This window comes from Streptomyces sp. NBC_01803 (assembly GCF_035917415.1).
Classification (GTDB): Bacteria; Actinomycetota; Actinomycetes; order Streptomycetales; family Streptomycetaceae; genus Streptomyces.
On sequence record NZ_CP109073.1, the window covers coordinates 2,400,246 to 2,426,601 of the forward strand.

Here is a 26,356-nt window from a genome sequence, read left to right on the forward strand (position 1 = left end):
CCCTGGCCAACTCCCCCTGCCCACGGCGCTGGGGCCGTGGGCGCGTCTCCCCGCGAACCGCGACGGAAACGGGCCGGCGGTCGGGGCCGCCGGCCCGTTGGGGGTGTTCCGGGGTGGGGGGATCAGTCCGTGCCGATCGCGTTCAGGATGTTCATCCTTCCGGCGCGGAAGGCCGGGAGGAGGGCGGCCAGGAGGCCGACCAGGGCGGAGCCGATGAACACTCCGATGATCGTGAGCCAGGGGATCTCCAGGACCGTGAAGTTCTCGGCGGCCAGGAGCTGTTGACCCGCCGCTCCCCAGGCCAGGCCGAGGCCGAGGCCGAGCAGCGCGCCGAAGAGGGCGATCACCACCGACTCCAGCCGCACCATCCGCCGCAGTTGGCGGCGCGAGAGGCCGATGGCCCGCATCAGCCCGATCTCCCGGGTCCGTTCGATGACCGACAGGGCCAGGGTGTTCACCACGCCCAGGACCGCCACGATGATCGCCAGCGCCAGCAGCCCGTAGATCATGACGAGGAGCTGGCCGACCTGGCCCTGGATCAGGTCCTTGAACTCGGCCTGGTCGCGGACCTCCATCGTCGGGTACCGGTCGAGCGCCGCCTCCAGCGCGGCGCGGGCCGCGTCCTGCTGTCCGTCGGCCGCCGTGGCGAACATCATCGTCGGCAGCGGCAGCGCGCCGTCCGGGACATGGAGACGGACGGTGTCGACGCCGACATACCAGGCGTTGCCCTCCAGCACGCTGTCGGTGGAGGTGATCGCCCGCACCGCGAGGGTCGTGGTCTCGCCGTCCCGGAACGCGACCGTCAGCTCGTCGCCGACCTCCAGGTCACGGCGTTCGGCCGTGTCCACGTCGACGGAGATCGCGCCGGGCCCGAGCGCCTCCGTCATGTCGCCGGAGAGCACGCTGGAGGTGAAGTCGTCCACATAGCTGAGCGGCGTCACGCTGAAGGTGATGTCACTGCGCCCGCCGCCGGGGAACGTCACCGCGGACTCGATCTGCCGCACCTCGGTCACGTGGTCCAGCTCCGCGACCGAGCGCACCGCCTCGGCCTCGTCGGGCCGGATCGGGCCGAAGTTGGTGGCGGACACCACGAAGTCGGCGCCCAGCGAGTCGTCGATCTCCTCGGTCGCGGAGGCCACCATCGAGGTGCCGACCACCGACAGGCCGGCCACCAGCGCCAGCCCGATCATCAGCGCGGCGGCGGTGGCGCCGGTGCGGCGCGGGTTGCGCAGGGCGTTGCGCTCGGCCAGCCGACCGACCGGGCCGAACATCCGCAGCAGGACCGCGCTGAGGCCCCGTACCACCAGTCCGACCAGGGACGGCCCGACGACGATCAGCCCGATCAGGCTGAGCGGGACGCCGAGGACGAGGTACGGCACGCCGTCGGCGGCGCTGTCGTCCGCCGTGGCCGTCCCGGCGAGGGCGGCCAGGCCGACGACCGTGCACACCGCGCCCACGGCCGCCCGTATCCGTCCGGCCCGCGTGTCGCCGGGGATGCCCGCGTCGCGCAGCGCGGCCATCGGGCTGATCCGTCCGGCCCGCCGGGAGGGGATGTAGGCGGCGACGAGGGTGACGGCGACGCCGAGGACGATCCCGACGACCGGCACGCTCCAGCCGATGGTCAGCTCCTCGGTGCTGAGGTTCATGCCGAGCAGGCCCATCACCTCCATCAGGCCGACGGCGAGACCGATGCCGACGCCGAAGCCGGTGATCGAGGCGACCAGGCCCAGCAGCAGCGCCTCGATCAGCACTGAGCGGTTGATCTGCCCCCGGCTGGAGCCGATCGCCCGCATCAGCCCGATCTCGCGGGTGCGCTGGGCGACGAGCATGGAGAAGGTGTTGACGATCAGGAAGACGCCGACGAGCAGCGCCACGCCGGCGAAGCCGAGCAGCACGTACTTCAGGATGCTCAGCGCCTGGCCGATCTCGTCGCGGTTCTCCTCGATGTACTCGTCGGCGGTCTGGATCTTGTAGGTGCCGTCGCCGAGGGCGGCGGTGACGGCGGCCTTCAACTCCTCGTCGGTGACCGTGCCCGTGGAGTCCACGTAGACCGTGGTGACCCGGTCCTCGGCGTCCAGCAGAATCCGCTGGGCGGTGGGCAGGTCGATGTAGAGGACGGCCGCGCCGGGGTTGGTGACCGTGAAGTCCGCGATGCCGGTGATGGTGACGGGGTAGTCCCCGAAGGCGGTCACGAGGCGGAGCTCGTCCCCGAGGGCGAGGTCCTTCTTGTCAGCGGTGTCACCGTCGATCATGACCTGGTCCGGCCCGGCCGGCGGCTCGCCCTCCGCGATCTCCATGGACCGCGACTCGATGTCCGACCAGTTGGCGACGACGGTGGGGGCGCCGCCGGTCGGGCCTATGTTCTCGTTCGCGGCGTCCACGGCGACCGCGGTGGTGGAGGTGACCGTGCCGGTCACGCGCTCCACGCCGTCGACGGCGGCGACCCGGTCGAGCACCGAGACGGGCAGGGTCTCGGGGACGCCGGTGGTGGGGCCCTCCTCGAAGGCGCTCTGGTCGTCGTCCTCCTCCACCGCGGCGATCATCACGTTGGACGCCGTCTCGGCGAAGAGCTGGTCGAACGTCGTGTTCATGGTGGCGGTGAAGACCAGCGTTCCGCAGACGAACGCGACCGAGAGGACCACCGCCGCCCCGGACAGGAGCATGCGCCCCTTGTGGGCGAGGAGGCTCCGCAGGGACGTTCTCAGGACGGTCATGAGACCCGTCCCTTGGCGTCGAAGCCACGCATGCGGTCCAGCACCCGGTCGGCCGTCGGCTCGCGCATCTCGTCCACGACGCGGCCGTCGGCGAGGAAGACGATGCGGTCGGCGTGGGCGGCGGCGACGGGGTCGTGGGTGACCATGACGATGGTCTGGCCGAGGTCGTCGACGGAGCGGCGCAGGAAGCCGAGGATCTCGGCGCCGGTGCGGGAGTCGAGGTTGCCGGTGGGTTCGTCGGCGAAGATGATCCCGGGGCGGGCGGCGAGGGCGCGGGCGACGGCGACGCGCTGCTGCTGGCCGCCGGACAGCTCGCCGGGCCGGTGGCGCAGGCGGTCGGTGAGACCGACGGTCTCCACGACCCGCCGCAGCCAGTCGGGGTCGGGTGTGCGGCCGGCGATGTCCATCGGGAGGGTGATGTTCTCGCCGGCGCTGAGCGTGGGCAGCAGGTTGAACGCCTGGAAGACGAAGCCGATGCCGTCCCGCCGCAGCCTCGTCAGCTTCTTGTCCCCCAGCCCGGTGATCTCGGTCTCCCCCACCCAGATCCGGCCGCTCGTGACCGTGTCCAGCCCCGCCAGGCAGTGCATCAGCGTCGACTTCCCCGACCCCGACGGACCCATGATCGCCGTGAACACCCCACGCTCGACATCCACCGACACGCCATCCAGCGCCACAACCCGCGTCTCACCCGTTCCGTACGCCTTGACCACACCCTCGGCCCGCGCGGCCACGGCTGAGTGCCCTCCGCCGCCCCCGGTCGCGGGATTCACAACAGCCGTTGTCACGGTGATCTCCTCCAGTGAGTGAAGCTTGGCCATGGAAGCCACAAGGAAAGCCTAGGGACGCCACCCGGCCCGCTCATCGCCCGGCAGGACGAACCTCGCGGCGGCGGGATCGGCGCCACGTCGCAGCCGCCCCTAGGGGACGGCGCCGTCCGCGCAACGGTTCGAACGCGGTCCCGTGCAGGCTGTAACCTGACGCCCCATGAACAACCGGGACTTCACGTTCCGTCGGAGGGAAGTCGAGCGATGGGAAGCGCAGTTCCCCGTGCCGTCGTGCTCGCGGACTCGGACAGCCGGTGGAAGTGGGCCGCCCATGCCGCCCGGAAGCTCGCGCCCCGGCACGCCATCGACGCCCGCTTCCTGCTCACCTCGACCACCCCCACCGAGCGCCAGATCGCCGAGGTCGACGTGGCCCCGGACACCAGCCGCTTCGTCACCTGCGCCGAGCTGCTGGACGACCCCGCGCTGGCCGAGGCCGAGCTGATCGTCGTCGGGACCATCGGCGGCACCGTGCTCGCGCTCATCCACAGCCTGGGGATGGCCTGGGACGGCGCCTCCCGGCGGCCCGTCGTCGCCTCCGGCTACGTGGGCGCGCTCTACGAGAACCTGGTGGACGGCCTGCTGCTGCGGGTCGGCTCCGACATCCTGCTGGCCAACGGCCCGGACGACGCCACCCGCTTCCGCGACATCTACCGGGGCATCGGCGCCGACCCGTTCAGCGTGGTCGAGGCGGCACTGCCGTTCCTCGGCGGACGCCGCTACGACCCCTCGGCGGTCGGCCGCGGCGACCGCCCGTTCACCGTCTGCTTCGCCGTCCAGCCGACCGTCCCCGCCTCCCGCGCGGCGCGCGCCGGGCTGCTGGACAAGCTCCAGCGGCACGCCCGCCGCTTCCCCGACCGCGAAGTGCTGCTCAAATTGCGCGTCCGGGAGGGCGAGACGACCAGCCGGATCGAGCGCTTCCCGTACCAGGAGCTGTACGACGAGCTGCCCGACCCGCCGCCCAACCTCAAGGTCGCGCACGGCGACATGGGCCAGGTGCTGGACCGCACCGACCTGCTGGTCACCGTCAGCTCGACCGCCGCCCTGGAGGCTGTCCACCGCGGCATCCCGACCGCGATCCTCACCGACTACGGGATCCGCGAGGCGCACGGCAACCACTTCTTCCTGCACTCCGGCGCGCTCGCCTCGTGGGCCCAGCTCGACGAAGGGCTCGTCCCCCGGGTCAGCCACGAGTGGGCGGCCCGCCAGGGCATCGGCCCGCGCGACCCGTACGCCGCCGCCCGCACCCGGTTCGCCCAGCTGACGGCGCGCTCCTCGCTGCCGCGCATGCGGCCGTACTACACACCGCGGAACGCCTCGGACTATCTGGAGACGCTGCTGATGCGCCACGGCCTCGGCCTCAGCGGACGCCCGCTGCCCGGCGGCGCGGCGGGCGCGGGCGGTCCGACCGCGATGCGCAAGCTGATCCAGCGCGGCGCCGACGGCCTCTACCGCGTCGGGCGGGCCCGTGTCGCACCCGTCATCCGCCGCCTGGCACAAGGACAGTGAACACGCAGCGGTGCTGACATCGGGTGGCCCGCTGCATAAGATCGATCGACCCAACGGACCATCCACGGGAGTGCCTCAGTGAAGCGCCGCAGCTCCGCACTGTCCGTCTCCGCCGCAGCCGTGCTGGCCGCCGCGGCTCCTCTGCTGCTCACCGGATGCTCCACCGACGCCCACCCGGGCGCGGCGGCCGTCGTGGGCGGCGAGCGGATCGCCCTGGCCACGGTCCAGTCCGAGGTCGAGGCCGTCCGCGACGCGCAGCGCGACCGGCCGGAGGCCGACCAGCTCATCGCCGCCAGCAGCGGGCTCACCCAGGAGCGCGTCGAGTTCCTGGTGTACCTGGAGGTGCTGGAGCGCGCGGCGGACGACGCCGGGGTGAACGTCTCACGCCGCGATGTGCAGACCGCCCGCGCGGAGGCCGAACGGAACCTGGGGGGCGCCGACGCGCTGGCCCAGGCCGCGCTGATGCCGGCCAGCGGCGCCACCCCGCTCGCCGGGGACGAGCAGATCGACCAGATGCTGCGCAGCCAGCTTCTGTTCCAGGGCCTGGCGGAGCGGCTCGGCGTCACGCCGGACGCGGCGGGCGTGCAGCGGATCGCCACCGTGCTGGCCACCACCGCCGAGGAGATCGGTGTCGACGTGAACCCGCGCTTCGGCGAGTGGGACGCGGAGCAGGTCATGCTGACCGACGCCACCGAGCCCTGGCTGCGGGCGGCGAGCGGCGAGCAGGCCGCCGTTACGCTCGGCGGGTGACCACTTCCCCGTCTGATTCGTCCCCCTCCCCCGCATCCCCCGTTTCCGCCGCCTCCCCCGCGCCGTCCGCTCCGGCCGGCCGGATCGTGCTGCTGACCACCACCCACCGGGTGGCCCCCGGGCTGCTGTCCTGGCCCGCCTGGCAGGCCCTGCGCGACGCCGACCTGGTGCTGTGCCGGGACACGGCGCACCCGCAGCTTCCTTATCTGAAGGAGGCCGGGATCGCGGTGGAGGCCGTCGCCACCATCGACGCGGACCGGGTGGTGGGCGCGGGCGCGGGCGGGCGCCTGGTCGTGGTGCTGACCTCGGCCGAGGGCGAGCCGCGCCTGACCGACGGGCTGGCTGCACTGGCCGGCTCCGGCCGGGCCACGACCCTGCCCGAGCTGGAGCTGCTGCCCGGCTCCTATGACCTGCCGGGCGCGCGGCTGCTCGACCTGGTGCAGGTGATGGACCGCATCCGCGCCGTGTGCCCCTGGGCGTCGACACAGACGAGTGAGGACCTCGCGCCGTACGGCGTGGAGGAGATGTACGAGCTGATCGAGGCCATCGAGGCGGGCGACCGGGCGGAGCTGCGCGAGGAGCTGGGGGACGTGCTGCTCCAGGTCGTCTTCCACGCCAGGATCGCGGCCGAGGACACCGAGGAGCCGTTCGACATCGACGACGTGGCGGGCGGCATCGTGGCGAAGCTGATCCACCGCCACCCGCACGTGTTCGGCGACGAGCGGGCCGAGACGGCGGACGACGTGAAGGCGCTGTGGCTGCGCGCGAAGGCGGCGGAGAAGGGCCGGACCTCGGTCACGGACGGCATCCCGCTGGGCCAGCCCGGCCTGGCGCTCGCGGCGAAGCTCTCCGCCCGCGCCCGGACGGCCGGCGTCGACGTGCCGCTGCCCCCCGCCCCGGCCGGCGACTTCGGCTACCGCCTGCTGGCCCTGGCCACCGAGGCGGAAGCCGCCGGCACCGACCCCGAAACGGCCCTGCGCACCGCGGCCCGCGCCTACCGCGACGCGATCCGCGCGGCGGAGGCGCGGCCCGCCCGGCAGGAGTGACCGCGCCCGCCCGCCGGGCGGCAGCGGGCGTGATGAGGCCGTGCGGCCGTGGCGTCATGGGCGTCAGAACGCCGCCGCGGCGGCCACCAGGCGGTGCGGCGCGGCGCCGGTCAGCAGCGTCGTGAGACCGCTGAGCACGTCCGGGCCCAGATACCAGTCGCCCGTGTGGTCCACGCAGTACAGCCGTCCGTCGCGGTCCACCACGAGCAACGCCGTGCCGCCGGCCTCCTCGCCCAGCGGGCACAGCTCGGTGCCCAGCGCGCGGCCGAGTTCGCCCAGGGTGCGGGCCCAGTGCAGGCCGCGCAGCGGGTCGATGACGACGCCGGTCGCCGCGTACGCCTGCCCGGGGCCCTGCGGCGACAGCGTCAGCGCGCCGAGCTCGGCCCACGTCTCGAAGGCGGCCGGGAACAGCGTGTGCGGGTGGCCCTGCGGCGAACGGTGGCCGCTGAGCACGTCCGCCCACCGCTCGGCGCGGGCCGCGTGCCGCCGACCCGGGCTCCAGCCCCCGGCGGTCAGGGCCTGGTCGGCGCTGCCCGCCGACCACGGGCCGCCCGCGGCGGGCGCGTCGGCCGACATCGCCACCGCCACGTCCGGCGCGGCGCTGACGCTGCGCACGCCGAGGCGCGCGAGCAGCACGGCGCAGGAGCGGCAGTGCGGGGCGTACTCGCCGTGCTGCGGGTCGCCGTCCTCGCGGATGTGCCGCGTGGTGATCCCGGCGTCCGCCAGGGCGATCCGGGCGGCGGTGAGGTCGTGGGCTGCCGCCTCGGTGAGGCAGCGGGAGAGCAGGAACGGCTCGGGGCAGCGGCCGAGGTGGCGCTCGCGCTGCCCCGTGCCGAGCCCGTCGAGGATGTCCGCGACCACCGGGTGGAGGTCGGGGGCGGCGGCGGCGCGGCTCGCGGTCCCGGTGAGCGCCTGGGCGCGGGCGGGAACGGACAGCGCGGCGGCCGTGGTCGGCAGAATGCCGTCGCGGCGGTGCCGGAGCACGGGAGGCACCGGGCCGTGGGTATCCGATATCACGTGCACGATCGTGCCACCGACACACGGAACCCATAGGCTGTCCGCCGACAGCGTGATGTAACAGCAGGGGGCGTACCGCCATGACGACAGGTCGGCTCGGGCAACAGGCCGCGCCACCGAACAGGGCCTATGCCGGACAGGTCGTGCAATTCCCCGACCCGGTGCGGGCCGCCCGATTCCCGCACGGAGTCCGCGTGGACGCGGACGGTTTGCCCGATTTCTCACCCTACGCCAGAGCCGCCGCCGAGATCGCTGATCCGCCGGAGGGCTTCGGCGTGGACGAGCTGCGGCTGACCGACTACGTGTCGGCCAACGCCGCGCTGCACGCCGGGGGCCACGAGCTGTGGGCCAACCTGCCGCCCGTCGCCACGCCGCACGGCTGGACCTGGCACCACGTGGCGAACTCGCGGCGGCTGGAGCTGGTGCCGGTCGAGGTGAAGGCGCTGCTGCGGCACCACGGTGGCCTGGCGACGGCGAACGTCGACCAGACCAAGCGCGGCACCCGCCCGCTGGCCGAGACCAAGCCCGTGCACTTCGCCGTGCCGCGCTCGGTCGCCGTGCCGGAGGACCGGCTGCGCGCCGCGGAGGACCGGCTCGGATACCGGCTGCCGGAGGCGTACCGCTCGTTCCTCAAGGCGGCCGGCGGCTGCGCGCCGGTCGGCGTGGCGCTCGACGCGGAGCTGGGGCTGCTGATCGACCAGCCGTTCTTCACGCTGCGCGAGGAGGCCGCGGTCAACGACGTGGTCTACATCAACAAATGCCTGCGCGACCACCTCACCAAGGACTACCTGGGCGTCGCGTTCGCCCACGGCGGCATCCTCGCGGTGAAGGTCAAGGGCGAGGACCTGGGCTCCGTCTGGCTGTGCCCGTACGACGACGCGCGGGACCGGGACGGCCTGACTCTCCAGCAGCGGGTCGCCGATCTGCTGCTGCCCTGCGGCTCGGACTTCGACGACTTCCTGCTGCGGCTGGCGGGGAACCCGCCGGAGCTGGACACGGTGGCGAATCTGATGGTCGACGGCGGATTCGCGCGCGCCGTCCCGGTGGAGGGATGAGCGCGATGGTCACGTTCGCACAGGCGCAGGAGCGCGCGGAGCACTGGGTGAACGGCCCCGGGGGCGGCGATCCGCGCCGCGAGGTCCGGGTGCGGGAGTTCGGTCTCGGTTTCGTGGCCTGGGCCGAGGAGCCGGAAGCGGGCCCGGTCGGCGGCGGCAAGCTGGTGATCGCGCGGGACAGCGGTGACACGACGCTGTGGCCGGCCCTGCCGGTCGGCGACGTCATCCGCGCCTACGAGGAGGAGTACGGCACCCCCGCCACGGCGGCGCCCGCCGAGCCCGAGGAGCAGCGGATCGATCTGAACGTCACCTCGTTCCTGCTGACGCCGCCGCAGTGGCTCCAGGACGCGGCCGACCGCGCGAGCGGCGACGGACCCGAGCCGGTCCCGCCGGTGGCCGAGGCCGAACCGGAGCCAGAGCCCGAACCGGAGCCGCTGCCCGAACCGGAGCCGGAGCCGGAGCCGATCGCCCCACCGCCACCGCCGCCCGCGTCCGACAGCCCGTGGTCCGGCAAGGACATCGAACGGCCCGCGCCCGTCGCGGGCGGCTCGCCATGGGCGGGCGCCGACACCTCGGGCAGCGGCGCCGACGCCGAGTCCATAGCGCCCCCGGCGACCGTGTTCTCGCCGCCCGTGGTGGCCGACCCGGGCGGCCCGCCGTCCGTCGTCGTCCCCTCCGAGGCGCGGACCGCGATCCTGCCGCAGGGCAGCGCCCTGCCGCCCACCGCCATCCACCGCGCGGACCCGCCTGCCGCGCCCGCCGCCCCGGCCGGAACGCCCGTGGGCCCGCCGCCCCGTGCCGGCGGCGGCGCGGCCGACCTCGCCAACGCGGACACCGCCAAATCGGTGACCGGACCGCCGGCCGGGCCCTCCGGCGGCGGCACGCGCGGCGCCCTCCCGGTGCCGCCCCCCGCGCCGCCCGGTGCCAGGCCGGGCGCGGCACCGCCGCCGCCCAGGCCCACCGGGAACAACGCGACCGCCGACTACCTGCCGACGCAGGCCGTCGACCCCGAGTTCGTGAAGTCCCTGCGCGACCCGGGTCGTTCCGGCCGACCCCCGGCGCCCGCACCACCCCCCGCGCCCTCCCCCGTTCCGGCACCGGCACCCGTGCCCGCGCCGCCGCCCCCGCCCGGTGGCCCGGGCTACGGCTATCCGCCGCCCGGCCTGCCGATGGTCGGCTCCGGCTACATGGCGGTACTGCGCTACCGCGCCCCGGACGGCTCGGAGCAGCAGCTCATCCGCCGCTCCGCGCCCGGGATGCCGCACCCCGAATGGCAGTTGCTGCACGAGCTGCACGCCATGAACGTGCCGCCGCAGCAGGTGCTGGAGTTGCACACCGAGCTCCAGTCGTGCGAAGTGCCCGGCGGGTACTGCGCGCGCATGATCCGCGAGACCTGGCCGCAGGTGCGGATCACGCACACCGCCGCGTACGGCCGGGACTTCGCCTCCCGGCAGGCCGGGGTCAGGCATCTGGTGGAACACCAGGACGAGCTCCAGCAGTTCGCGGACGGCCCGGCCCGTTCCGCCCCGGTCCGCGTGCCGTTGCCGCAGCAGCAGCCCGCGCCCGCCGTCGGCCTCGACGTGATCGGCCAGGAGCTGGCGCACGCCTTCGGCCCGCAGGGCGTCTTCCGGTACACCGCGCAGGCCGTCTCGCGCCAGGGCGTGCCGGAGATCGTGGCGCAGACCCTCGTGTGGGCCGGACTCCCGTTGGAGATCAGCCCGTTCTTCTGGGCGCAGGCCCAACCGGGCCGCCCGGTCCCGACCCTGGCCGAGCTGGCGATGGAGCGCGGTGTCCAGCCCGCCCCCGACGCCGGCTCCTACCTGGTGATGGGCACCGACTTCGGCCGCCAGTTGTGCGTGCAGTACGGCACGGCGCACATCGTCGCCGTGCCGCTGGAGGCCGCGCCCGGCGGAGCGCCGGTGCCGCCGCAGTTCGTGAACGCGTCGCTGCCGCAGTTCGCGCGCTGCATGGCGCTGCTGGGCCGGATGTGGCGGCTGCGGCTGGGCCTCAACTCCGAGCAGGCGGGCCGCTGGACGACCGACTTCCAGGCCCAGCTCGCCTCGCTGGACCCGGTGGCGGTGGCCGACCCGGAGAGCTGGTGGTCCGTGCTGCTCGAACAGATGTGGGACGGTCTGCTGTAGGCGGCGGGAGGCGCCCAACGGACGAGCCCCGTCGCGACGGTGGCCGGGTCCGCGCTCGGTCGCGCCCTCAAGTGCCTCTGTAGCACGGGAGTTGACGGTTTACCGGCCGGTTTGGTGGGGTCCGCGTGGCCTGAGTTCCGTTCGAGCGGGGATCATTGCCGTATGACGGGCTTCGGCATGGCACGCGGCCGGGGCTACCGGCCCTCGCAGGTGGATCAACGGCTGGCAGAGCTGGCCGCGGAGCGCGACCTCGCGTGGCGGCGGCTGGCCCGGTTGAGCCTCCGGGTCGAGGAGATGACCCGCGAGGCCGAACGGCTGGCCACCGCCCTGGCCGCGCTGCCGCCACCGTCGTTCGACTCGCTGGGCGAGCGGGCGGGCGATTTGCTCACCGAGGTCGAGACGGAGGCGGCCGAGTTGCGCGCCGCCGCCGAGGCCCGGGCGGGCGAGCTGCTGGAGGCGGCCGAACGGGCGGCACGCGGGCTGCGCGACGACGCCAGGGCGGCGGCGGCCGGGCGGCGCGGCGCGGCGGACGCGGCGGCCGAGAGCACGCTCGCCGCGGCGGAGGCGTTCGCGACCCGGGTGCTGACCGAGGCCCGCCGCCGGGCCACCACGGTCCGGCGGGAGGCCGACGCGACGCTCGCCGAGGCGACCCGGCGCTGCGAGGCGATGGTGGCCGAGCAGAGCCGGAGTCAGGCCAAGGCGGCACGCGCCCTGCACGAGGAGCTGACGGCCCGCCAGGCGGAGACCGACGCGCGCCTCGCGGAGCTGGCGGCGCGCGGCGACACCGCGCTGGCCCGCGCCGAGCGGGAGCTGGCCGACGCCGAGGCGGAGGCGAAGGCCCGCGAGGAGGCGGCCGACGCGCGGCGCGGCCAGTTGCTCTCGGACGCCCGCGTGCGGCGCCAGCGCGTCGACCGGGAGACCGAGCGCGTCCTGCGCGAGCTGGAGGAACAGGCCGACCATGTGCGTGCCCACCTGGCGCACATCCGCGCCACCCTGGCCGCCCTGACCGGCCGCGCCCCGCGCCGGCCCGGCACCGAGCCGCCCGCCGACTCGGCGGGACGCGGGTAGGTGCCGTCGGTATCCTCGGGAATCCCGTTCCCCAGGACCGACCAGGACCGACCGACCGAAGGACGCGATCTTCGTGAGCCCCATTCGCCCGGCAGCCGTCATCGTTCTCGCAGCGGGTGAGGGGACCCGCATGAAGTCCGCGACCCCCAAGGTGCTCCACGAGCTCTGCGGCCGTTCGCTGGTCGGCCATGTGGTCGCCGCCTGCCGCGAGCTGGCGCCCGAGGAGCTCGTCGTCGTGGTGGGCCACGGCCGCGAGCGGGTCGCCGCGCACCTGGCCGACTTCGACGCCGGGGCGCGGATCGCCGTGCAGCGCGAGCAGCGCGGCACCGCGCACGCCGTCCGGGCGGGCCTGGACGAGTTGGCCGCGCACGGCGCCGACACCTCCGGCACGGTCCTGGTGACCTGCGGCGACATCCCGATGCAGCGGCCCGCGACGCTGCGCGCGCTGGCCGCCGCCCACACGGAGCAGGGCAACGCGGTGACGGTGCTGACCATGGAGCTGCCGGACGCCACCGGCTACGGCCGGGTGCTGCGCGGCGCGGGCGGCGAGGTGACGGCGATCGTGGAGCACCGGGACGCCTCGCCCGCGCAGCTCGCCGTGCGCGAGGTCAGCTCGGGGGTGTTCGCGTTCGACGGGCGGCTGCTGGCCGAGGCGCTGGGCCGGGTCGGCACGGACAACAGCCAGGGCGAGGAGTACCTGCCGGACGTGCTGGGCATCCTGCGCGACGCCGGACACCGGGTCGGCGCCGAACGGGCCGCCGACCACGGTGAGCTGGCCGGCGTGAACAACCGGGTGCAGCTCGCCCAGGCCCGCCGGACGCTCAACGACCGCCTGCTGGAGGAGGCCATGCTCGCCGGGGTCACCGTCGTGGACCCGGCGACGACCTGGCTGGACGTGACCGTGACGTACGAGCCGGACGCCGTGGTCCACCCCGGCACACAGCTCCTGGGCGCCACCCACCTGGCCGCCGACGCGGAGGTCGGCCCGGGCTGCCGGCTGCGCGACACCTCGGTCGGCGAGGGCGCCGTGGTCACCCACACGGTCGCGGACAACGCCCGGATCGGCGCGGGCGCGAACGTCGGCCCGTACGCCTATCTGCGCGGCGGAACGATCCTGGGCACGGGCGCGAAGGCCGGGACTTTCGTGGAGATGAAGAACTCCGCGATCGGCGAGGGATCGAAGGTGCCGCACCTCTCCTATGTCGGTGACGCCACGATCGGTGACCACACGAACATCGGCGCGGCGAGCGTCTTCGTGAACTACGACGGTGAACAGAAGCACCACACGACCATCGGCTCCCACTGCCGCACCGGTTCCGACAATATGTTTGTGGCGCCGGTCACGGTCGGGGACGGGGTCTATACCGCGGCGGGGTCGGTCATCACGCAGGACGTACCGCCGGGATCACTCGCCGTAGCGCGCTCCCGCCAGCGGAACATCGAGGGCTGGGTGGTCCGCGAGCGCCCGGGATCGGCGGCGGCGCGGGCCGCCGACGCCGCTCTAGCTGCGGCGGAACACAAGTCGGAGGAGGATTGACGGGGGCGTACCGTAGAGGTGCCCCCATGGGGTGAACGAGCGCTGACGCGGATGCCAAGGAGACGTACTGTGACCGGGATCAAGACGACCGGCGAGAAGAAGCTGATGCTCTTCTCCGGCCGCGCCCACCCCGAGTTGGCGAAGGAGGTCGCCGCGCAATTGGGCGTGGGACTGGTTCCGACAAAGGCCCTCGACTTCGCCAACGGCGAGATTTACGTGCGCTTCCAGGAGTCGGTGCGCGGCGCCGACTGCTTTCTGATGCAGAGCCACACCGCCCCGATCAATAAATGGATCATGGAGCAGCTGATCATGCTCGACGCGCTGAAGCGGGCTTCGGCGCGGAGCATCTCCGTGATCATTCCCTTCTACGGTTATGCCCGGCAGGACAAGAAGCACCGTGGCCGGGAGCCGATTTCGGCCCGGCTGATGGCGGATCTGCTGAAGACCGCGGGCGCGGACCGGATCATCACGATGGATCTCCACGCGGACCAGGTGCAGGGGTACTTCGACGGCCCGGTGGACCATCTGTTCGCGCTGCCGGTGCTCACGGACTACATCGGCAGCCGGGTGGACCGCGCGATGCTGACCGTCGTCTCCCCGGACGCGGGCCGGGTGCGGGTCGCGGACCGCTGGGCGGACCGGCTGGCCGCCCCGCTGGCGATCGTGCACAAGCGGCGCGACCCCAACGTGGCGAACCAGGTCACGGTGCACGAGGTCGTCGGCGACGTGCGCGGCCGGGTGTGCGTGCTGGTGGACGACATGATCGACACCGGTGGCACGATCTGCGCGGCGGCGGACGCGCTGTTCGCCAACGGCGCGCAGGACGTGATCGTGGCGGCGACCCACGGCGTGCTGTCCGGCCCGGCGGCGGACCGCCTGAAGAACTCGAAGGTCAGCGAGTTCATCTTCACGAACTCCCTGCCCACGCCGAGCGAGGTGACCCTCGACAAGATCACCGTCCTGTCGATGGCCCCGACGATCGCCCGCGCGGTCCGCGAGGTCTTCGAGGACGGCTCGGTCACCAGCCTCTTCGAGGGCGACGCCTAGCCCTCGCCGGACGCCCCCGGCCGCACACGGGCCGGGGGCCGTCGGGTGCGATTCGTCCCCTCCGCCGGGGGCGGGTAGACTCGCGGCGTTGCTCGGCGAGGGAGGCCCGCAGGGGTCATCCGTTATCGACGCGCTCTTCGTGGAGGGCCCGCCCTGGGCCGGGTGACCGTTTCTGTTCCGGTCCCCTACGAGGAGTGCCCCATGGCCGATGTGAAGCTGAACGCCCAGGTCCGCGACGAGTTCGGCAAGGGCGCCGCCCGCCGGGTCCGCGCCACCGGGCGCGTCCCCGCCGTCATCTACGGACACGGCACCGAGCCCGTGCACATCACGCTGCCGGGCCACGAGCTGATGCTGGCCCTGAAGGCGGCGAACGTCCTGATCACCCTCGACATCGAGGGCCGCCAGGAGATGGTGATCCCCAAGGCCGTGCAGCGCGAGGCCATCCGCGGCTTCCTGGTCCACCTCGACCTGCTGATCGTCAAGCGCGGCGAGAAGGTCACCGTCGAGATCCCGATCCAGGTCGAGGGCGAGCTGGCCCCGGGCGCCGGCGGTCTGCTGGAGCACGTGCTCAACGCGCTGCCGGTCGAGACCGAGGCCACCCACATCCCCGAGTCGGTCACCATCTCCATCGATGGCCTCCGGCCCGGCGACTCCGTGCTCGCCAAGGACGTGCCGCTGCCCACCGGCACCTCGCTCGCCATCGACGGCGAGGACATCGTCCTCCAGGTGCTCCAGCCGCAGGCCGAGGAGCCCGCCGCGGAGGGCGCCGGGGCCGAGAGCGCGCAGCAGGTCACCGGGGAGTCCGCCGCCGAGTGACCCCGCCCATCGGTGGGAGGATGTGACCGTGGACGAACCCTGGCTGATCGCGGGGCTCGGTAACCCCGGGCCCCAATACGCCGCCAACCGGCACAACGTCGGCTTCATGGTGGCGGATCTGCTCGCCGAGCGGATGGGCGGCGCCTTCAAGGCGCACAAGTCCCGCGCCGCCGTGCTCGAAGGGCGCCTCGGCGCGCCCGGCGCGGGCGGGCCGCGCGTGGTGCTCGCCAAGCCGCTCTCGTTCATGAACCTGTCGGGCGGTCCGGTCACGGCGCTCGCCACGTTCTACCGGATTCCCGTCTCCCGCCTGGTCGTCGTCCACGACGAGCTGGACATCGGCTACGGAGTGCTGAGGCTGAAGCGGGGCGGTGGGGACAACGGGCACAACGGCCTGAAGTCCCTCACCGCCTCGCTCGGCCGTGACTACTTCCGCGTCCGCTTCGGCGTCGGCCGCCCGCCGGGCCGGATGGACGTGGCGGCGTTCGTGCTGCGCGACTTCTCGGCGGCCGAGCGCAAGGAGCTGGACTTCCTCGTGGACCGGGCCGCGGACGCCGTGGAGGCGCTGATCACGGTGGGTCTGGAGAAGGCGCAGAGCACCTACAACGGCTGACGCCGGGGCACGTCCCGGGGACGTGAAACGGGCCACTACCGGATCGTTATCGGGGATTTTTGGGGCGACCGGGAGCCAAGGGGACCGATGAGGACAACTCGCCCTTGTCATGCCCAGCCGCACACATAATGCTGTCCCGGCCTCACAACCTTCATTTCTCTTCCCCGGAGTTGAATGCACTATGCGCAAGCTGTCCATCCTGGGCGCGGTCGCCGCCGCGGCGACGGTGCTGGTCGCGGGTGCCCCGCCTTCCGTCGTCACCGACCACGAGGTCGGGCTGCACCAGGACGATCAACTGCCCATCAGCGCGTCCGATCCCGAGTTCTCGCAGGGCGAGGACTGCCCGCCGATAGGTGCTGACCAGGACGGCTGGCACTTCGTGCTGCCCGGCAACAGCACGACCTTCGTCGAGCTGCGCGTCACCTTCGAGCCTGGCGGCGAGCAGGTCGTGACCGACTTCGGCCCGCCGTCCGACAAGCACGCCTACGTGGCCTCCGAGCCCGGCGCGGAGCTGGTCGCGGCCGAGGCGACCGTGCACGGCGAGGCGGTCGACTTCCGCCTGTCGCACACCTGCCCGGCCACCGAGACGGGCACCACCGGCGGCGAGGACGCGACCGGCGGCGGTGAAGAGGCGGCCAGTGGCGGCGGCGAGGAGTCGTCGTCCGCCACGGGTGGCGACGGCGGCACCTCGGAGGGCGGCGAGGAGGCCGGCGCTTCGGAGGGCACTACCTCGGAGGGCACCTCCGGCGGTGACGAGCCGATCGGCCAGGCCGGCGGGGAAGAGGCTCCGGCCGCCGGCGAGGACGCCGGCGGCGACTTGGCCGAGACCGGGTCCAGTGTGCCGGTGATCGCGCTGTCCGCCGGGGCGGCGGCGCTGGTCGCGGCCGGCGGGTACCTGGCGCTGCGGCGCCGGAACGCCGCCCAGGGCTGACGGCCTCCGCCCGACGACGAACGGCCCCGGCGCGCACCCCGCGCGCCGGGGCCGCCGTCATGTCCGGGCCGGGACCGCCGCCGGGGCGCCCCTGCGGATCACCATGACCAGCACGGTCGCCACCGCGCACAGCACGCCCGCCGACGTCCAGGCCAGATCGTAGGAGCCGGTCGCGTCGCGGATCATTCCGGCGCCGAACGCGACCACCGCCGCGCCCAGTTGGTGCGAGGCCAGCACCCAGCCGAAGACCACTCCGGCGTCCGCGCCGAAGTGCTCGCGGCACAGCGCGATCGTGGGCGGCACGGTGGCCACCCAGTCCAGTCCGTAGAAGACGATGAACAGCAGCATCGGCGGGTGGACGTTCTCCGCCAGCAGCACCGGCAGGAAGAGCAGGGACGCGCCGCGCAGGGCGTAGTAGACGGCGAGCAGCCGGCGCGCGTCGTACCGGTCGGTCAGCCAGCCGGAGCAGATGGTGCCCAGCACGTCGAAGATCCCGATGACCGCGAGCAGCGAGGCGGCGACCGGCACGGGCATGCCGTGATCGTGGGCGCCGGGCACGAAGTGGGTGCCGATCAGGCCGTTGGTGGAGGCGCCGCAGACGGCGAACGAGGCGGCGAGCAGCCAGAAGACCCTGGTGCGGGCGGCGGCGGCCAGCGCGGTGAGCGTCCGGCGTGCCGCGCCGGGCGGGGCGGGCGGCGGGGTGACGTAGTCGTCGCCCGCGCCGTACGGCCGCAGGCCCAGATCCTCGGGCCGGTCGCGCAGCAGCCACACCACCAGCGGCACGACGGCGAGCGCGCACAGCGCGACGGCCAGCGCGGCGGTGCGCCAGCCGGGGCCCTCGGCGAGGAGGCCGACCAGCGGCAGGAAGACGAGGTTCCCGGCCGCGCCGCCCGCCGTGAGGATGCCGGTCACCAGTCCCCGGCGGGCCACGAACCAGCGGCCGGCGATCGTTCCGGCGAAGGCCAGTGCCATCGACCCGGCGCCGAGCCCGACCAGGACGCCCCAGCACAGCACGAGCTGCCACCGCGCGGTCATGAAGACGGTCAGCCCGCTGCCCGCCGATATCAGGAGCAGCGAGCCCAGCACGACCCGGCGGATGCCGTACCGCTCCATCAGCGCGGTGGCGAACGGCGCGGTGAAGCCGTAGAGCAGCAGGTTGACCGAGACGGCGAACGAGATGCTGCCGCGCGACCAGCCGAACTCCTCATGCAGCGGGTCGATCAGCACCCCGGGCGTGGCCCGGAAGCCGGCCGCGCCGATGAGGACCAGGAACGCGACCAGCGCCACCCACCAGGCGGGATGCACCCTCGGCGGCACGACGGCGGCGACGGCCGGGGCGGGGGACGACGGGGTCGACGGGGTCGACGGGGTCGGGGACGACGAGGTCTCGGGGCGGGCAGTCTGCGTCACCCGATGATCCTGCGGCCCGGGCACCGCGGCGAGCGAGTGGCCCGATGGCCAGGATGTGCAAGGATCGGGCCATGAGCGAGACGAGCGCCTTCACCCGGCCGGGCCGCCACCGCGTCGCCGTCCTGGTCCGGCACGGCCTGCTCCCGATCGAGCTGGGCATCGCGCACCGCATCCTGGGCCGGGCCAAGTCGGCGGACGGCAAACGGCTCTACGAGGTCGTGACCTGCGCGCCGGTCCCCGGCGTGATCCGCACCGACGCGGACATCACGGTCAATGTGGCGCACGGCCCGGAGGCGCTGGCCGAGGCCGACACCGTGATCGTCCCGGCCTCGCACGAGACGGACGAGACATACAGCGAGGGGCGGCTGCCCGCGCCGCTGGCCGCCGCCCTGGCCCGCGTCCGCCCCGGCACCCGGATCGCGTCAATCTGCACGGGCGCGTTCGTCCTGGCCGCCGCCGGGCTGCTGGACGGCCGCCGGGCCACCACGCACTGGGCCTCCTGCGACCACTTCAAGGCCCTGTACCCGCGGGTCCTGCTCGACCCGGACATCCTCTACACCGAGGACGGGCACGTGCTCACCTCCGCCGGGGTCGCCTCCGGCATCGATCTGTGCCTGCACATGGTCCGCTCCGACTTCGGCGCCGCGGTGGCCAATTCGGTGGCCCGCCGGACGGTGGTCCCGCCGCACCGGGACGGCGGGCAGGCGCAGTTCGTCGAACGGCTCGTCCCCACGCCCCGCGTCCACTCCACGGGCCGGGCCCGCTCGTTCGCGCTGGCCCATCTCGACCGGCCGCTGACCCTGCGCGAGCTGGCGGAGCGGGAGGCGATGAGCGTGCGGACGTTCACCCGCCGCTTCCGCGAGGAGACCGGGCTGTCGCCGCAGCGCTGGCTCACGCATCAGCGTGTGGAGCGGGCCCGGCAGTTGCTGGAGGAGAGCGACCTGCCCGTGGACCGGATCGCCCGCGAGGCCGGCTTCGGCACGGCCGCCTCGATGCGCCAGCACCTGCAGGCGGCGCTGGGCGTCTCCCCCACCGGGTACCGACGAACGTTCCGCACCTGACCGGCGCGCCGTCCCGTAGCGACGCCGTCCCGTGGCGGCCGTCCCGTAACGACGCTGTCCGCATGCGCATGGTGACGGTCCGTGGTCTCCTGATGCCGTGCCCGCACTCCGCTACGCCCTCCACCCGGGCGCCAGGGCCGCGACCGGCGAGCTCGCCTGGCGATGAGCGGTCCGGCGGCCGTGCGCGCGCCGGGCGAAAAGGAACCGCCCGGGACTCAGCCGGTGTTACGCAGGCCGGCCGCCACACCGTTGACCGTCAGCAGCAGCGCCCGGGTCAAGAGCTGGTCGGGCTCCTCGCCGCGCGCCGCCGCCTCCCGCTGCCGGTGCAGCAGCGTCACCTGGAGGTAGGAGATCGGGTCCAGGTAGGCGTCGCGGATGCGGAGCGTGCGTTGAAGCCCCGGGTGGGCGTCCAGCAACGCGCTCTCCCCGGTGATGCGCAGCACCTCGTCCACGGTCAGCCGGTGCTCGGCCTCGATGGTGGCGAAGACGTGCCGCAGCTCCTGCGGGACGAGCGTGTCCACGTAGTGCCGGGCGACGCGCAGGTCGGTCTTGGCGAGCGTCATCTCGACGTTGGCCAGGAAGTTCCTGAAGAAGTGCCACTGCGCGAACGCCTCGGCCAGCACGTCCTCCAGGCCCGCCTCGCGGGCGGCCTTCAGGCCGGAGCCGACGCCGTACCAGCCGGGCACGATCTGCCGGCTCTGCGTCCAGCCGAAGACCCACGGGATGGCCCGCAGCCCGTCGAGCCCGGCGCCGCTGTCCGGGCGGCGCGAGGGCCGGGAGCCGAGGTGCAGCTCGGCGAGCTGGTCGACGGGCGTGGAGGCGAAGAAGTACGCCGGCAGGTCCGGATCCTCCACCAGCCGCCGGTAGGCGGTGTGCGCGACCTGCGAGACGGTGTCCATCGCCGCGTCCCAGCGGGCCAGCGCCTCCTGCGACTGACGCGGCGCGGTGTGCAGGGCGGACGCCTGGAGCGTGGCGGCGACCGTCAGCTCCAGGTTCTCCCTGGCCAGCGACGGCACCAGGTACTTGTCGGAGATGACCTCGCCCTGCTCGGTCACCTTGATCTCGCCCTCCAGCGTGCCCCACGGCTGGGCGAGAATCGCGTCGTGCGTGGGGCCGCCGCCGCGGCCCACCGTGCCGCCGCGGCCGTGGAAGAGCCGCAGCCGCACCCCGTGCCGGTGCGCGACGTCGCGCAGCCGCCGCTGCGCGCGGTGGATCTCCCACTGGGAGGTGGTGATACCGCCGAACTTGGAGGAGTCCGAATAGCCGAGCATGACCTCCTGCACGTCGTCCCGGAGCGAGACCAGGCGGCGGTAGGACGGATCGGAGAGCATCGAGTCCAGCAGCTCGTCCGCGATCCGCAGCTCGTCCGTCGTCTCCAGCAGCGGCACGATGCCGATCTTCGCCCAGCCCGCGTACAGGTCGATCAGCCCGGCCTCGCGGGCCAGTACGGCGGCGGCGAAGACATCGTCCGCGCCCTGGCACATGGAGATGATGTACGACTCGATGACCTCGGGCCCGAACGTCGCCAACGCCCGGCGGACCGTCTCGAAGACGCCGAGCGTCCTGGCACCGGCGTCGTCCAGCGGCGCCGGGGTCGGGGCCAGCGGGCGGCGCGAGCGCAGCTCCTTCGCCAGCAGCTTGGTGCGGTACTCGCGCGGCATGTCCGCGTACCGCCAGGACTCCTCGCCGAGCCGGTCGAAGAGCTGACCCAGCGCGTGGTGGTGGGCGTCGGCGTGCTCACGCACGTCCATGGTGGCGAGCTGGAGGCCGAACGCGCCCAGCGTCCGCATCACGCGCTCCATCCGCCCGTCCGCGATCAGCTCCCCGCGGTTCTCCCGCAGGGACGTGCGCACCAACAGCAGCTCGTCCAGCAGCTCGCCGGTGCCCAGATAGTCGCGGCCCGGGACGTGCGGGGTGTCCTCCTTCAGTCGGGCCTTGGTGTTGAGCAGCTTCTGCCGGATGCAGGTGACCTTCATCCGGTAGGGCTCCTCGGCGTTGAGCCGCTTGTACCGGGGGGTGATCTCGGGCAGCCGCTCCAGGTCCCGCCGCAGGGAGTCCAGCAGCTCCTGGCTGACCCCGCAGTTGCGGATGGAGCCGGAGAGCGCGCCGCGCAGCTCGTCGATGTGGCGCAGCGCGCCGTTGACGCCGTGCTCGTGCTGGAGCAGCAGCACGTCCCAGGTGACGGCCGGGGTGACGTTGGGGTTGCCGTCGCGGTCGCCGCCGATCCAGGTGCCGAACGTCAGGGGCCGGCCGAGGGAGGGCAGCGGCGCTCCGGCGCGCTCCAGCTCGGCGGCCAGGTCCTCCAGCACGTCCCCGACGGCGCCCGTGTGCAGCTCGTCCAGGTAGTACACCGCGTTCCTGGCCTCGTCGGCGGGCTCGGGGCGGGCCACGCGCAACTCGTCGGTCTGCCAGATGAGGTCGATGTTCTCCGCCAGCCGCAGGTCGGTGCGGCGCCGGTCGCCGCCGTGCTCCACCTCGGGGTGGTCGAGCAGCTCGGCGATCTTGCGGAGCTTGGTGAGCACCGAACGGCGGGCCGCCTCGGTCGGGTGCGCGGTGAACACCGGCCGCACGCCCAGGTTGGCGACGGTCTGCCGCAGGTGCGCGGGGTCGGCGTCCTTGAGCATGTCGGCCGACCGCGACAGCTCGCCGCCCTCGGCCGCCCGCCGCTCGCGCAGCTCACGGCCCCGGTGCACCTGCTCGGCGACGTTGGCCAGGTGGAAATAGGTGGAGAAGGCGCGGACCAGCTTGGCGGCGGTCACCAGATCGGTGCGGCCGAGCAGGTCGGCGGCGGCCTCGCCGTCGCTGCGCGTCAGCGCCCGCACCCGCTCGACCAGCTCCAGCAGCTCGGGCCCGTCCTGACGCACCAGTGTCTCGCCAAGGAGATCGCCGAGCCGGCGGATGTCGGCCCGCAGGGCGCTGTTGCTCTCCGGGGCACCAGCGGCGTCGGGAATCTCGGGACTGCTCACGGTGTCGGATTCGGTCACGGTTGCGGCTCCTCGTGGCGGCTGACGGAGGAAGGTGTGGCGGCGGACCGCGCTGTCCGGCAGAGCCATCGTAATGAGGATTCTCCACAGAACCGATACATAGCGGTCGCCGGGGGTAGAGGGGCTTGTGACCACACGGCGAACCGCCATACTGACGATGCCGTAGGTTACGGTCCCGTAGGTGGCTGGAACTTCTCGATTGTGCCCTCTCTCCCGAGGAACCGCCCATGTCGTCCACTGACCAAGATCTCGTGCCGTCGCCCACATCAGGGGAACGATCCCCCGGCGAGCCACTTCCGTCCGGCACGCTGGGCGGCGAGCGGCGCCGTTCGATGGAGCAGATCGCGCTGCTGCTGTTCATCGTCGTTCCCTTCCTCGCCCTGGTGGTCGCCGTGCCGCTGGCCTGGGGCCGGGGCGTGAGCTGGCTCGACCTCGGCCTCCTGGGGGCGTTCTACTTCCTCGGCTGTCACGGCATCACGATCGGCTTCCACCGGTACTTCACCCACGGCTCGTTCAAGGCCAGGCGCCCGCTGCGGATCGCGCTCGCCATCGCCGGCTCGATGGCCGTCGAGGGGCCGGTCGTCCGCTGGGTGGCCGACCACCGCAAGCATCACCAGCACTCGGACGCCGACGGCGACCCGCACTCCCCCTGGCGGTACGGCGAGACCGTGCCCGCCCTGCTGAAGGGCCTGTGGTGGGCGCACATGGCGTGGATGTTCGACAGCGAGCGGACCGACCAGCGCGCGTACGCGCCGGATCTGCTCAAGGACCCCGACATCGTGCGCGTCTCGCGGCAGTTCGTGCTGTGGACCGCGCTCTCGCTGGCCGCTCCGGCCGCCGTCGGCGGCCTGGTCACCTGGTCCTGGGGAGGCGCGCTGAGCGCGTTCTTCTGGGGCTCGCTGGTGCGGGTCGCGCTGCTGCACCACGTCACCTGGTCGATCAACTCGATCTGCCACGCCACCGGCAAGCGGCCGTTCCGCTCGCGCGACCGGTCGGGGAACGTGTGGTGGCTGGCCGTACTGTCCTGCGGCGAGTCCTGGCACAACCTGCATCACGCCGACCCGACATCCGCCCGGCACGGCGTGGACCGCGGGCAGGTCGATTCCAGTGCCCGGCTGATCCGCTGGTTCGAGAAAGCCGGCTGGGCCTATGACGTCCGCTGGCCGAAGCAGTCGCGACTCGACGCCAAGCGCACCCCGCGCGAGACGAACGGGGACGAAAACCGGAAAGAAAACGCCGCTGCCAACGCGGCATGATGAGGGCGTGGCGACCGAAATCAGCATCAATGACAGTGGCAAGGACAGGCCCGCCCGCCCCGCGCGGCGGGCCCGTCGGCGAATGACCGGCACGGAGCGCCGGGAGCAGTTGCTGGACATCGGGCGCACGCTCTTCGCCGAGCGCGGCTTCGAGGGCACGTCGGTGGAGGAGATCGCGGCGAAGGCGGGGGTCTCCAAGCCGGTGGTCTACGAGCATTTCGGCGGCAAGGAAGGGCTCTACGCGGTCGTGGTCGACCGCGAGATGAGCCGTCTGCTGTCCATGGTGACCGGCGCGCTGACCGCGGGGCATCCGCGAGAGCTGCTGGAGCAGGCGGCGTTCGCCCTGCTCGACTACATCGAGCAGTACACGGACGGCTTCCACATCCTGGTGCGCGATTCGCCGGTGGCCCAGTCCACAGGCACGTTCGCGTCGCTCATCGGGGACATCGCCACGCAGGTCGAGGACATCCTGGGGCACGAGTTCAAGAGCCGCGGGTACGACCCGAAGCTGGCGCCGATGTACGCGCAGGCGCTGGTCGGGATGGTGGCGCTGACCGGCCAGTGGTGGCTGAACGTGCGCCGGCCGAAGAAGGCGGAGGTCGCCTCGCACCTGGTCAATCTGGCCTGGCACGGCCTCCAGGGGCTGGAGCACCACCCGCGGCTGATCGGCCGCCGCCGCACCTGAGCCGCGTCCGAGTCTCATCGAGCCGCGTCCGGGACGACAGCACGACTCCCCCTCCGGAGCTGAGCGCTTCGGAGGGGGAGTCGTGCGTTGCGGAGCACCGGTCAGAAGGCCGAAGAACCCGGAGTCCGCGGGCCGGGCGGCAACGCCGGCGGGTCAGCGCCTGCTCACACCGTTCTCGGAGAGCAACGAGATGTCCGACAGGAGCCTCGACAGCGGGTCGTCGCCCTTGACCTGCGTGGAGTTCTCGGCGCACTCCTGGTCGGGCTGGCCGCTGAGGATGTCGTCGGGGATGGCGACGATCGGGACGGCGCTGCTGATGTCATCGATCGGGACGCAGACATCGTTGAGCGAGCCACTGACCAGGGCGACGTTCGGGCTCATGTAGCCGCCGGTCGTGGTGTTTCCGTACACCTTCTTCGACCCGTTGCCGTTCACCGTGGCGGCGTTGCCCGACTCGTCGTCGCCGCCGATCGCCATGGCGGGGGCGGCGGCGAGGCCCGTCGCGCCGACGACCGAGGCCGCGACCGCGACCGTGGCAAGCGTCTTCTTGATCACTAGCTTGTCCTTCCGGGTTCTGGAATGCCCTGTGTTGGAGCGCCCTGCACAACGCGCCTGGGGGGATTCGGTTGCCGCTGTTCACCCGATTCGCCCAACGTTGTGCCTCAATGGCACTGTCTTGGCGGTTTGGGCATGAGGAACTCCAGCCGGTTGCCGACCGGGGCCTCGCTGAAGAACCACCGGTGGCCCGGAAGGTCACCGTCCCCTTCGACCCGGGCGCCGTCCCCTTCGACCCGGGCGCCGTGCGCGGCGAGGCGGGCGGCGAAGGCGTCGATGCCGGCGACGAGGATGCCGGGGTGGGCCTTGCCCGGCGGCCGGTACCCGGCCTCGATGCCGAGGTGGAGCACGCGGTCGCCCGCGGCGAACCAGCAGCCGCCACGCGCGGCCAAGGCGGGCGGCTTGGGCGGCTCGGCCATGCCCAGGACCCCGGCGCAGGAGGCGCGCAGCCGCTGCTCGCCGCCGGGCGGCGCGGCCAGCGGGACGTGGTCGAGTCCGGTGATCATCGCGCCTCCGTCCGCTGGGCCACGACGAAGACCCGGCGGAACGGGAAGAGCGTGCCATGGCCGCCGGGCGGATAGGCGGCGCGCAAGGCGCCGCGGTACTCGGCGAGGAACGCCTCGCGGGCTTCGGGATCGCCCTCCAGGGCGGTCAGGACGGGCCGCAGGCCGGTCCCGGAGACCCAGTCCAGCACCGGGTCCTCGCCGCGCAGCACGTGGAGGTAGGTGGTCTCCCAGACATCGGGCGCGCAGCCGAGGCCGGCCAGGATCCCGACGTACGCCTCGGGGGTGAGCACCATGTCGGGGTGGGGCGGCACGCCGCCGAGCCGGCCGCGCCAGCGCGGGCTCTCGCACAGCTCGCGCATCAGCACGTGGCTGGGGGCCGAGAAGTTCCCCGGGACCTGGAAGGCGAACACCCCGCCGGGCGTGAGGCCCGCCACCCACGAGGGGAAGCGGTCGGCGTGGTCCGGCACCCACTGGAGGGCGGCGTTGGACAGGATCAGGTCGAACGGCTCGGTGGGCCGCCAGTCGACCAGGTCGGCGTGGGCGAAGTCGAGCGAGCCGCCGCCGGGGGTCGGCCCGGCGTGCGCGGCGGCCTCGGCCAGCATCGCCGGGGAGTTGTCGTAGCCGGTGACGTGGGCGTCGGGCCAGCGTTCGGTCAGCGGGAGGCTGGGGCGGCCCGGTCCGCAGCCGAGGTCGGCGACGCGCGGGGCGGCGGGCGAGGGCAGGGGCGGGACGCGGACGAGGAGATCGAGCAGGGGGCGCCCGCGGTGTCCGCTGTGCCGCTGGTACTGGGCGGGGTCCCACCGGGTCCGCGGTGCGTGTGACATGGGAGGGAGCCTG

At 73.4% G+C, this 26,356-nt stretch carries 22 protein-coding genes; 14 read left to right on the forward strand and 8 right to left on the reverse strand.

The features are described 5' to 3' along the window. Window positions 1-122 precede the first annotated feature (122 nt). The gene (locus tag OIE51_RS10375; protein WP_326597163.1) at window positions 123-2,714 is read right to left on the reverse strand and encodes an ABC transporter permease; all 2,592 of its coding nucleotides are present in this window, start codon (window positions 2,712-2,714) and stop codon (window positions 123-125) included. Continuing rightward, window positions 2,711-3,445 (reverse strand): ABC transporter ATP-binding protein, encoded by a 735-nt coding sequence (locus tag OIE51_RS10380; RefSeq protein ID WP_442812048.1) that lies wholly within the window; start codon window positions 3,443-3,445, stop codon window positions 2,711-2,713. Before OIE51_RS10380 ends, OIE51_RS10375 begins: the two co-directional genes overlap by 4 nt. Window positions 3,446-3,742: 297 nt before the next feature. Between OIE51_RS10380 and OIE51_RS10385 the strand changes: the two genes are divergently transcribed. The 3 genes from OIE51_RS10385 (at window position 3,743) to OIE51_RS10395 (ending at window position 6,840) form a co-directional block, all read left to right on the forward strand. Beyond that, window positions 3,743-5,044: a DUF6716 putative glycosyltransferase gene (locus tag OIE51_RS10385; RefSeq protein WP_326597165.1), complete on the forward strand. Its 1,302-nt coding sequence runs from the start codon at window positions 3,743-3,745 to the stop codon at window positions 5,042-5,044. Between the two features lie 78 nt (window positions 5,045-5,122). Further along, window positions 5,123-5,794, forward strand: a complete 672-nt coding sequence (locus OIE51_RS10390) for a SurA N-terminal domain-containing protein (RefSeq protein WP_326597166.1) — start codon at window positions 5,123-5,125, stop codon at window positions 5,792-5,794. Beyond that, window positions 5,791-6,840 (forward strand): nucleoside triphosphate pyrophosphohydrolase, encoded by a 1,050-nt coding sequence (locus OIE51_RS10395; RefSeq protein WP_326597168.1) that lies wholly within the window; start codon window positions 5,791-5,793, stop codon window positions 6,838-6,840. Before OIE51_RS10390 ends, OIE51_RS10395 begins: the two co-directional genes overlap by 4 nt. Window positions 6,841-6,903: 63 nt before the next feature. Here OIE51_RS10395 and OIE51_RS10400 read toward each other — a convergent pair whose 3' ends face one another. Beyond that, window positions 6,904-7,857, reverse strand: coding sequence for an SUKH-3 domain-containing protein (locus OIE51_RS10400; RefSeq protein ID WP_326597170.1), 954 nt, complete (start codon window positions 7,855-7,857; stop codon window positions 6,904-6,906). Window positions 7,858-7,937: 80 nt separating this feature from the next. Here OIE51_RS10400 and OIE51_RS10405 point away from each other — a divergent pair, with 80 nt between their 5' ends. The 8 genes from OIE51_RS10405 to OIE51_RS10440 all read left to right on the forward strand — a co-directional run bounded on the left by OIE51_RS10405 (window position 7,938) and on the right by OIE51_RS10440 (window position 17,062). After that, the gene (locus OIE51_RS10405; RefSeq protein ID WP_326597171.1) at window positions 7,938-8,912 is read left to right on the forward strand and encodes an SMI1/KNR4 family protein; all 975 of its coding nucleotides are present in this window, start codon (window positions 7,938-7,940) and stop codon (window positions 8,910-8,912) included. Between the two features lie 5 nt (window positions 8,913-8,917). Continuing rightward, window positions 8,918-11,053, forward strand: a complete 2,136-nt coding sequence (locus tag OIE51_RS10410; RefSeq protein ID WP_326597172.1) for an SUKH-4 family immunity protein — start codon at window positions 8,918-8,920, stop codon at window positions 11,051-11,053. Window positions 11,054-11,215: 162 nt separating this feature from the next. Continuing rightward, window positions 11,216-12,121: a cellulose-binding protein gene (locus tag OIE51_RS10415; RefSeq protein WP_326597174.1), complete on the forward strand. Its 906-nt coding sequence runs from the start codon at window positions 11,216-11,218 to the stop codon at window positions 12,119-12,121. Window positions 12,122-12,194: 73 nt separating this feature from the next. Then, entirely contained in the window at window positions 12,195-13,658 is a 1,464-nt protein-coding gene (glmU, locus tag OIE51_RS10420; RefSeq protein WP_326597175.1) for a bifunctional UDP-N-acetylglucosamine diphosphorylase/glucosamine-1-phosphate N-acetyltransferase GlmU, read from the forward strand. Between the two features lie 69 nt (window positions 13,659-13,727). Next, window positions 13,728-14,705: a ribose-phosphate diphosphokinase gene (locus OIE51_RS10425; RefSeq protein WP_326597177.1), complete on the forward strand. Its 978-nt coding sequence runs from the start codon at window positions 13,728-13,730 to the stop codon at window positions 14,703-14,705. Between the two features lie 201 nt (window positions 14,706-14,906). Further along, a complete protein-coding gene (locus OIE51_RS10430; protein ID WP_326597178.1) occupies window positions 14,907-15,521 on the forward strand; it encodes a 50S ribosomal protein L25/general stress protein Ctc in 615 nt (204 codons plus the stop codon). Window positions 15,522-15,543: 22 nt separating this feature from the next. Further along, window positions 15,544-16,131: an aminoacyl-tRNA hydrolase gene (pth, locus tag OIE51_RS10435; protein ID WP_326597180.1), complete on the forward strand. Its 588-nt coding sequence runs from the start codon at window positions 15,544-15,546 to the stop codon at window positions 16,129-16,131. 181 nt (window positions 16,132-16,312) lie between these two features. Then, the gene (locus OIE51_RS10440) at window positions 16,313-17,062 is read left to right on the forward strand and encodes an LPXTG cell wall anchor domain-containing protein (RefSeq protein ID WP_326597181.1); all 750 of its coding nucleotides are present in this window, start codon (window positions 16,313-16,315) and stop codon (window positions 17,060-17,062) included. 57 nt (window positions 17,063-17,119) lie between these two features. On the opposite strand, the gene OIE51_RS10445 is transcribed toward OIE51_RS10440, so the two are convergent. Next, entirely contained in the window at window positions 17,120-18,472 is a 1,353-nt protein-coding gene (locus tag OIE51_RS10445; protein ID WP_442811897.1) for an MFS transporter, read from the reverse strand. A gap of 44 nt (window positions 18,473-18,516) precedes the next feature. Here OIE51_RS10445 and OIE51_RS10450 point away from each other — a divergent pair, with 44 nt between their 5' ends. After that, window positions 18,517-19,533 carry a GlxA family transcriptional regulator gene (locus OIE51_RS10450; RefSeq protein WP_326597183.1) on the forward strand — a complete coding sequence of 339 codons (1,017 nt, stop codon included), beginning with the start codon at window positions 18,517-18,519 and terminating at the stop codon, window positions 19,531-19,533. Window positions 19,534-19,748: 215 nt separating this feature from the next. Here OIE51_RS10450 and ppc read toward each other — a convergent pair whose 3' ends face one another. Beyond that, a complete protein-coding gene (gene ppc / locus OIE51_RS10455; RefSeq protein ID WP_442812049.1) occupies window positions 19,749-22,499 on the reverse strand; it encodes a phosphoenolpyruvate carboxylase in 2,751 nt (916 codons plus the stop codon). Between the two features lie 245 nt (window positions 22,500-22,744). Between ppc and OIE51_RS10460 the strand changes: the two genes are divergently transcribed. Continuing rightward, the gene (locus OIE51_RS10460) at window positions 22,745-23,773 is read left to right on the forward strand and encodes an acyl-CoA desaturase (RefSeq protein WP_326597186.1); all 1,029 of its coding nucleotides are present in this window, start codon (window positions 22,745-22,747) and stop codon (window positions 23,771-23,773) included. Window positions 23,774-23,780: 7 nt separating this feature from the next. Continuing rightward, a complete protein-coding gene (locus OIE51_RS10465) occupies window positions 23,781-24,458 on the forward strand; it encodes a TetR/AcrR family transcriptional regulator (protein ID WP_326597187.1) in 678 nt (225 codons plus the stop codon). 153 nt (window positions 24,459-24,611) lie between these two features. Here OIE51_RS10465 and OIE51_RS10470 read toward each other — a convergent pair whose 3' ends face one another. From OIE51_RS10470 to OIE51_RS10480, 3 genes are all read right to left on the reverse strand, one after another. Then, a complete protein-coding gene (locus OIE51_RS10470; protein ID WP_326597188.1) occupies window positions 24,612-25,013 on the reverse strand; it encodes a rodlin in 402 nt (133 codons plus the stop codon). A gap of 107 nt (window positions 25,014-25,120) precedes the next feature. Then, entirely contained in the window at window positions 25,121-25,519 is a 399-nt protein-coding gene (locus OIE51_RS10475; protein WP_326597189.1) for a glyoxalase, read from the reverse strand. Beyond that, on the reverse strand, window positions 25,516-26,343 hold the full coding sequence (locus OIE51_RS10480) for a trans-aconitate 2-methyltransferase (RefSeq protein ID WP_326597190.1): 828 nt from the start codon (window positions 26,341-26,343) through the stop codon (window positions 25,516-25,518). The genes OIE51_RS10475 and OIE51_RS10480 overlap by 4 nt, the downstream gene beginning before the upstream one ends. Window positions 26,344-26,356 lie beyond the last annotated feature (13 nt).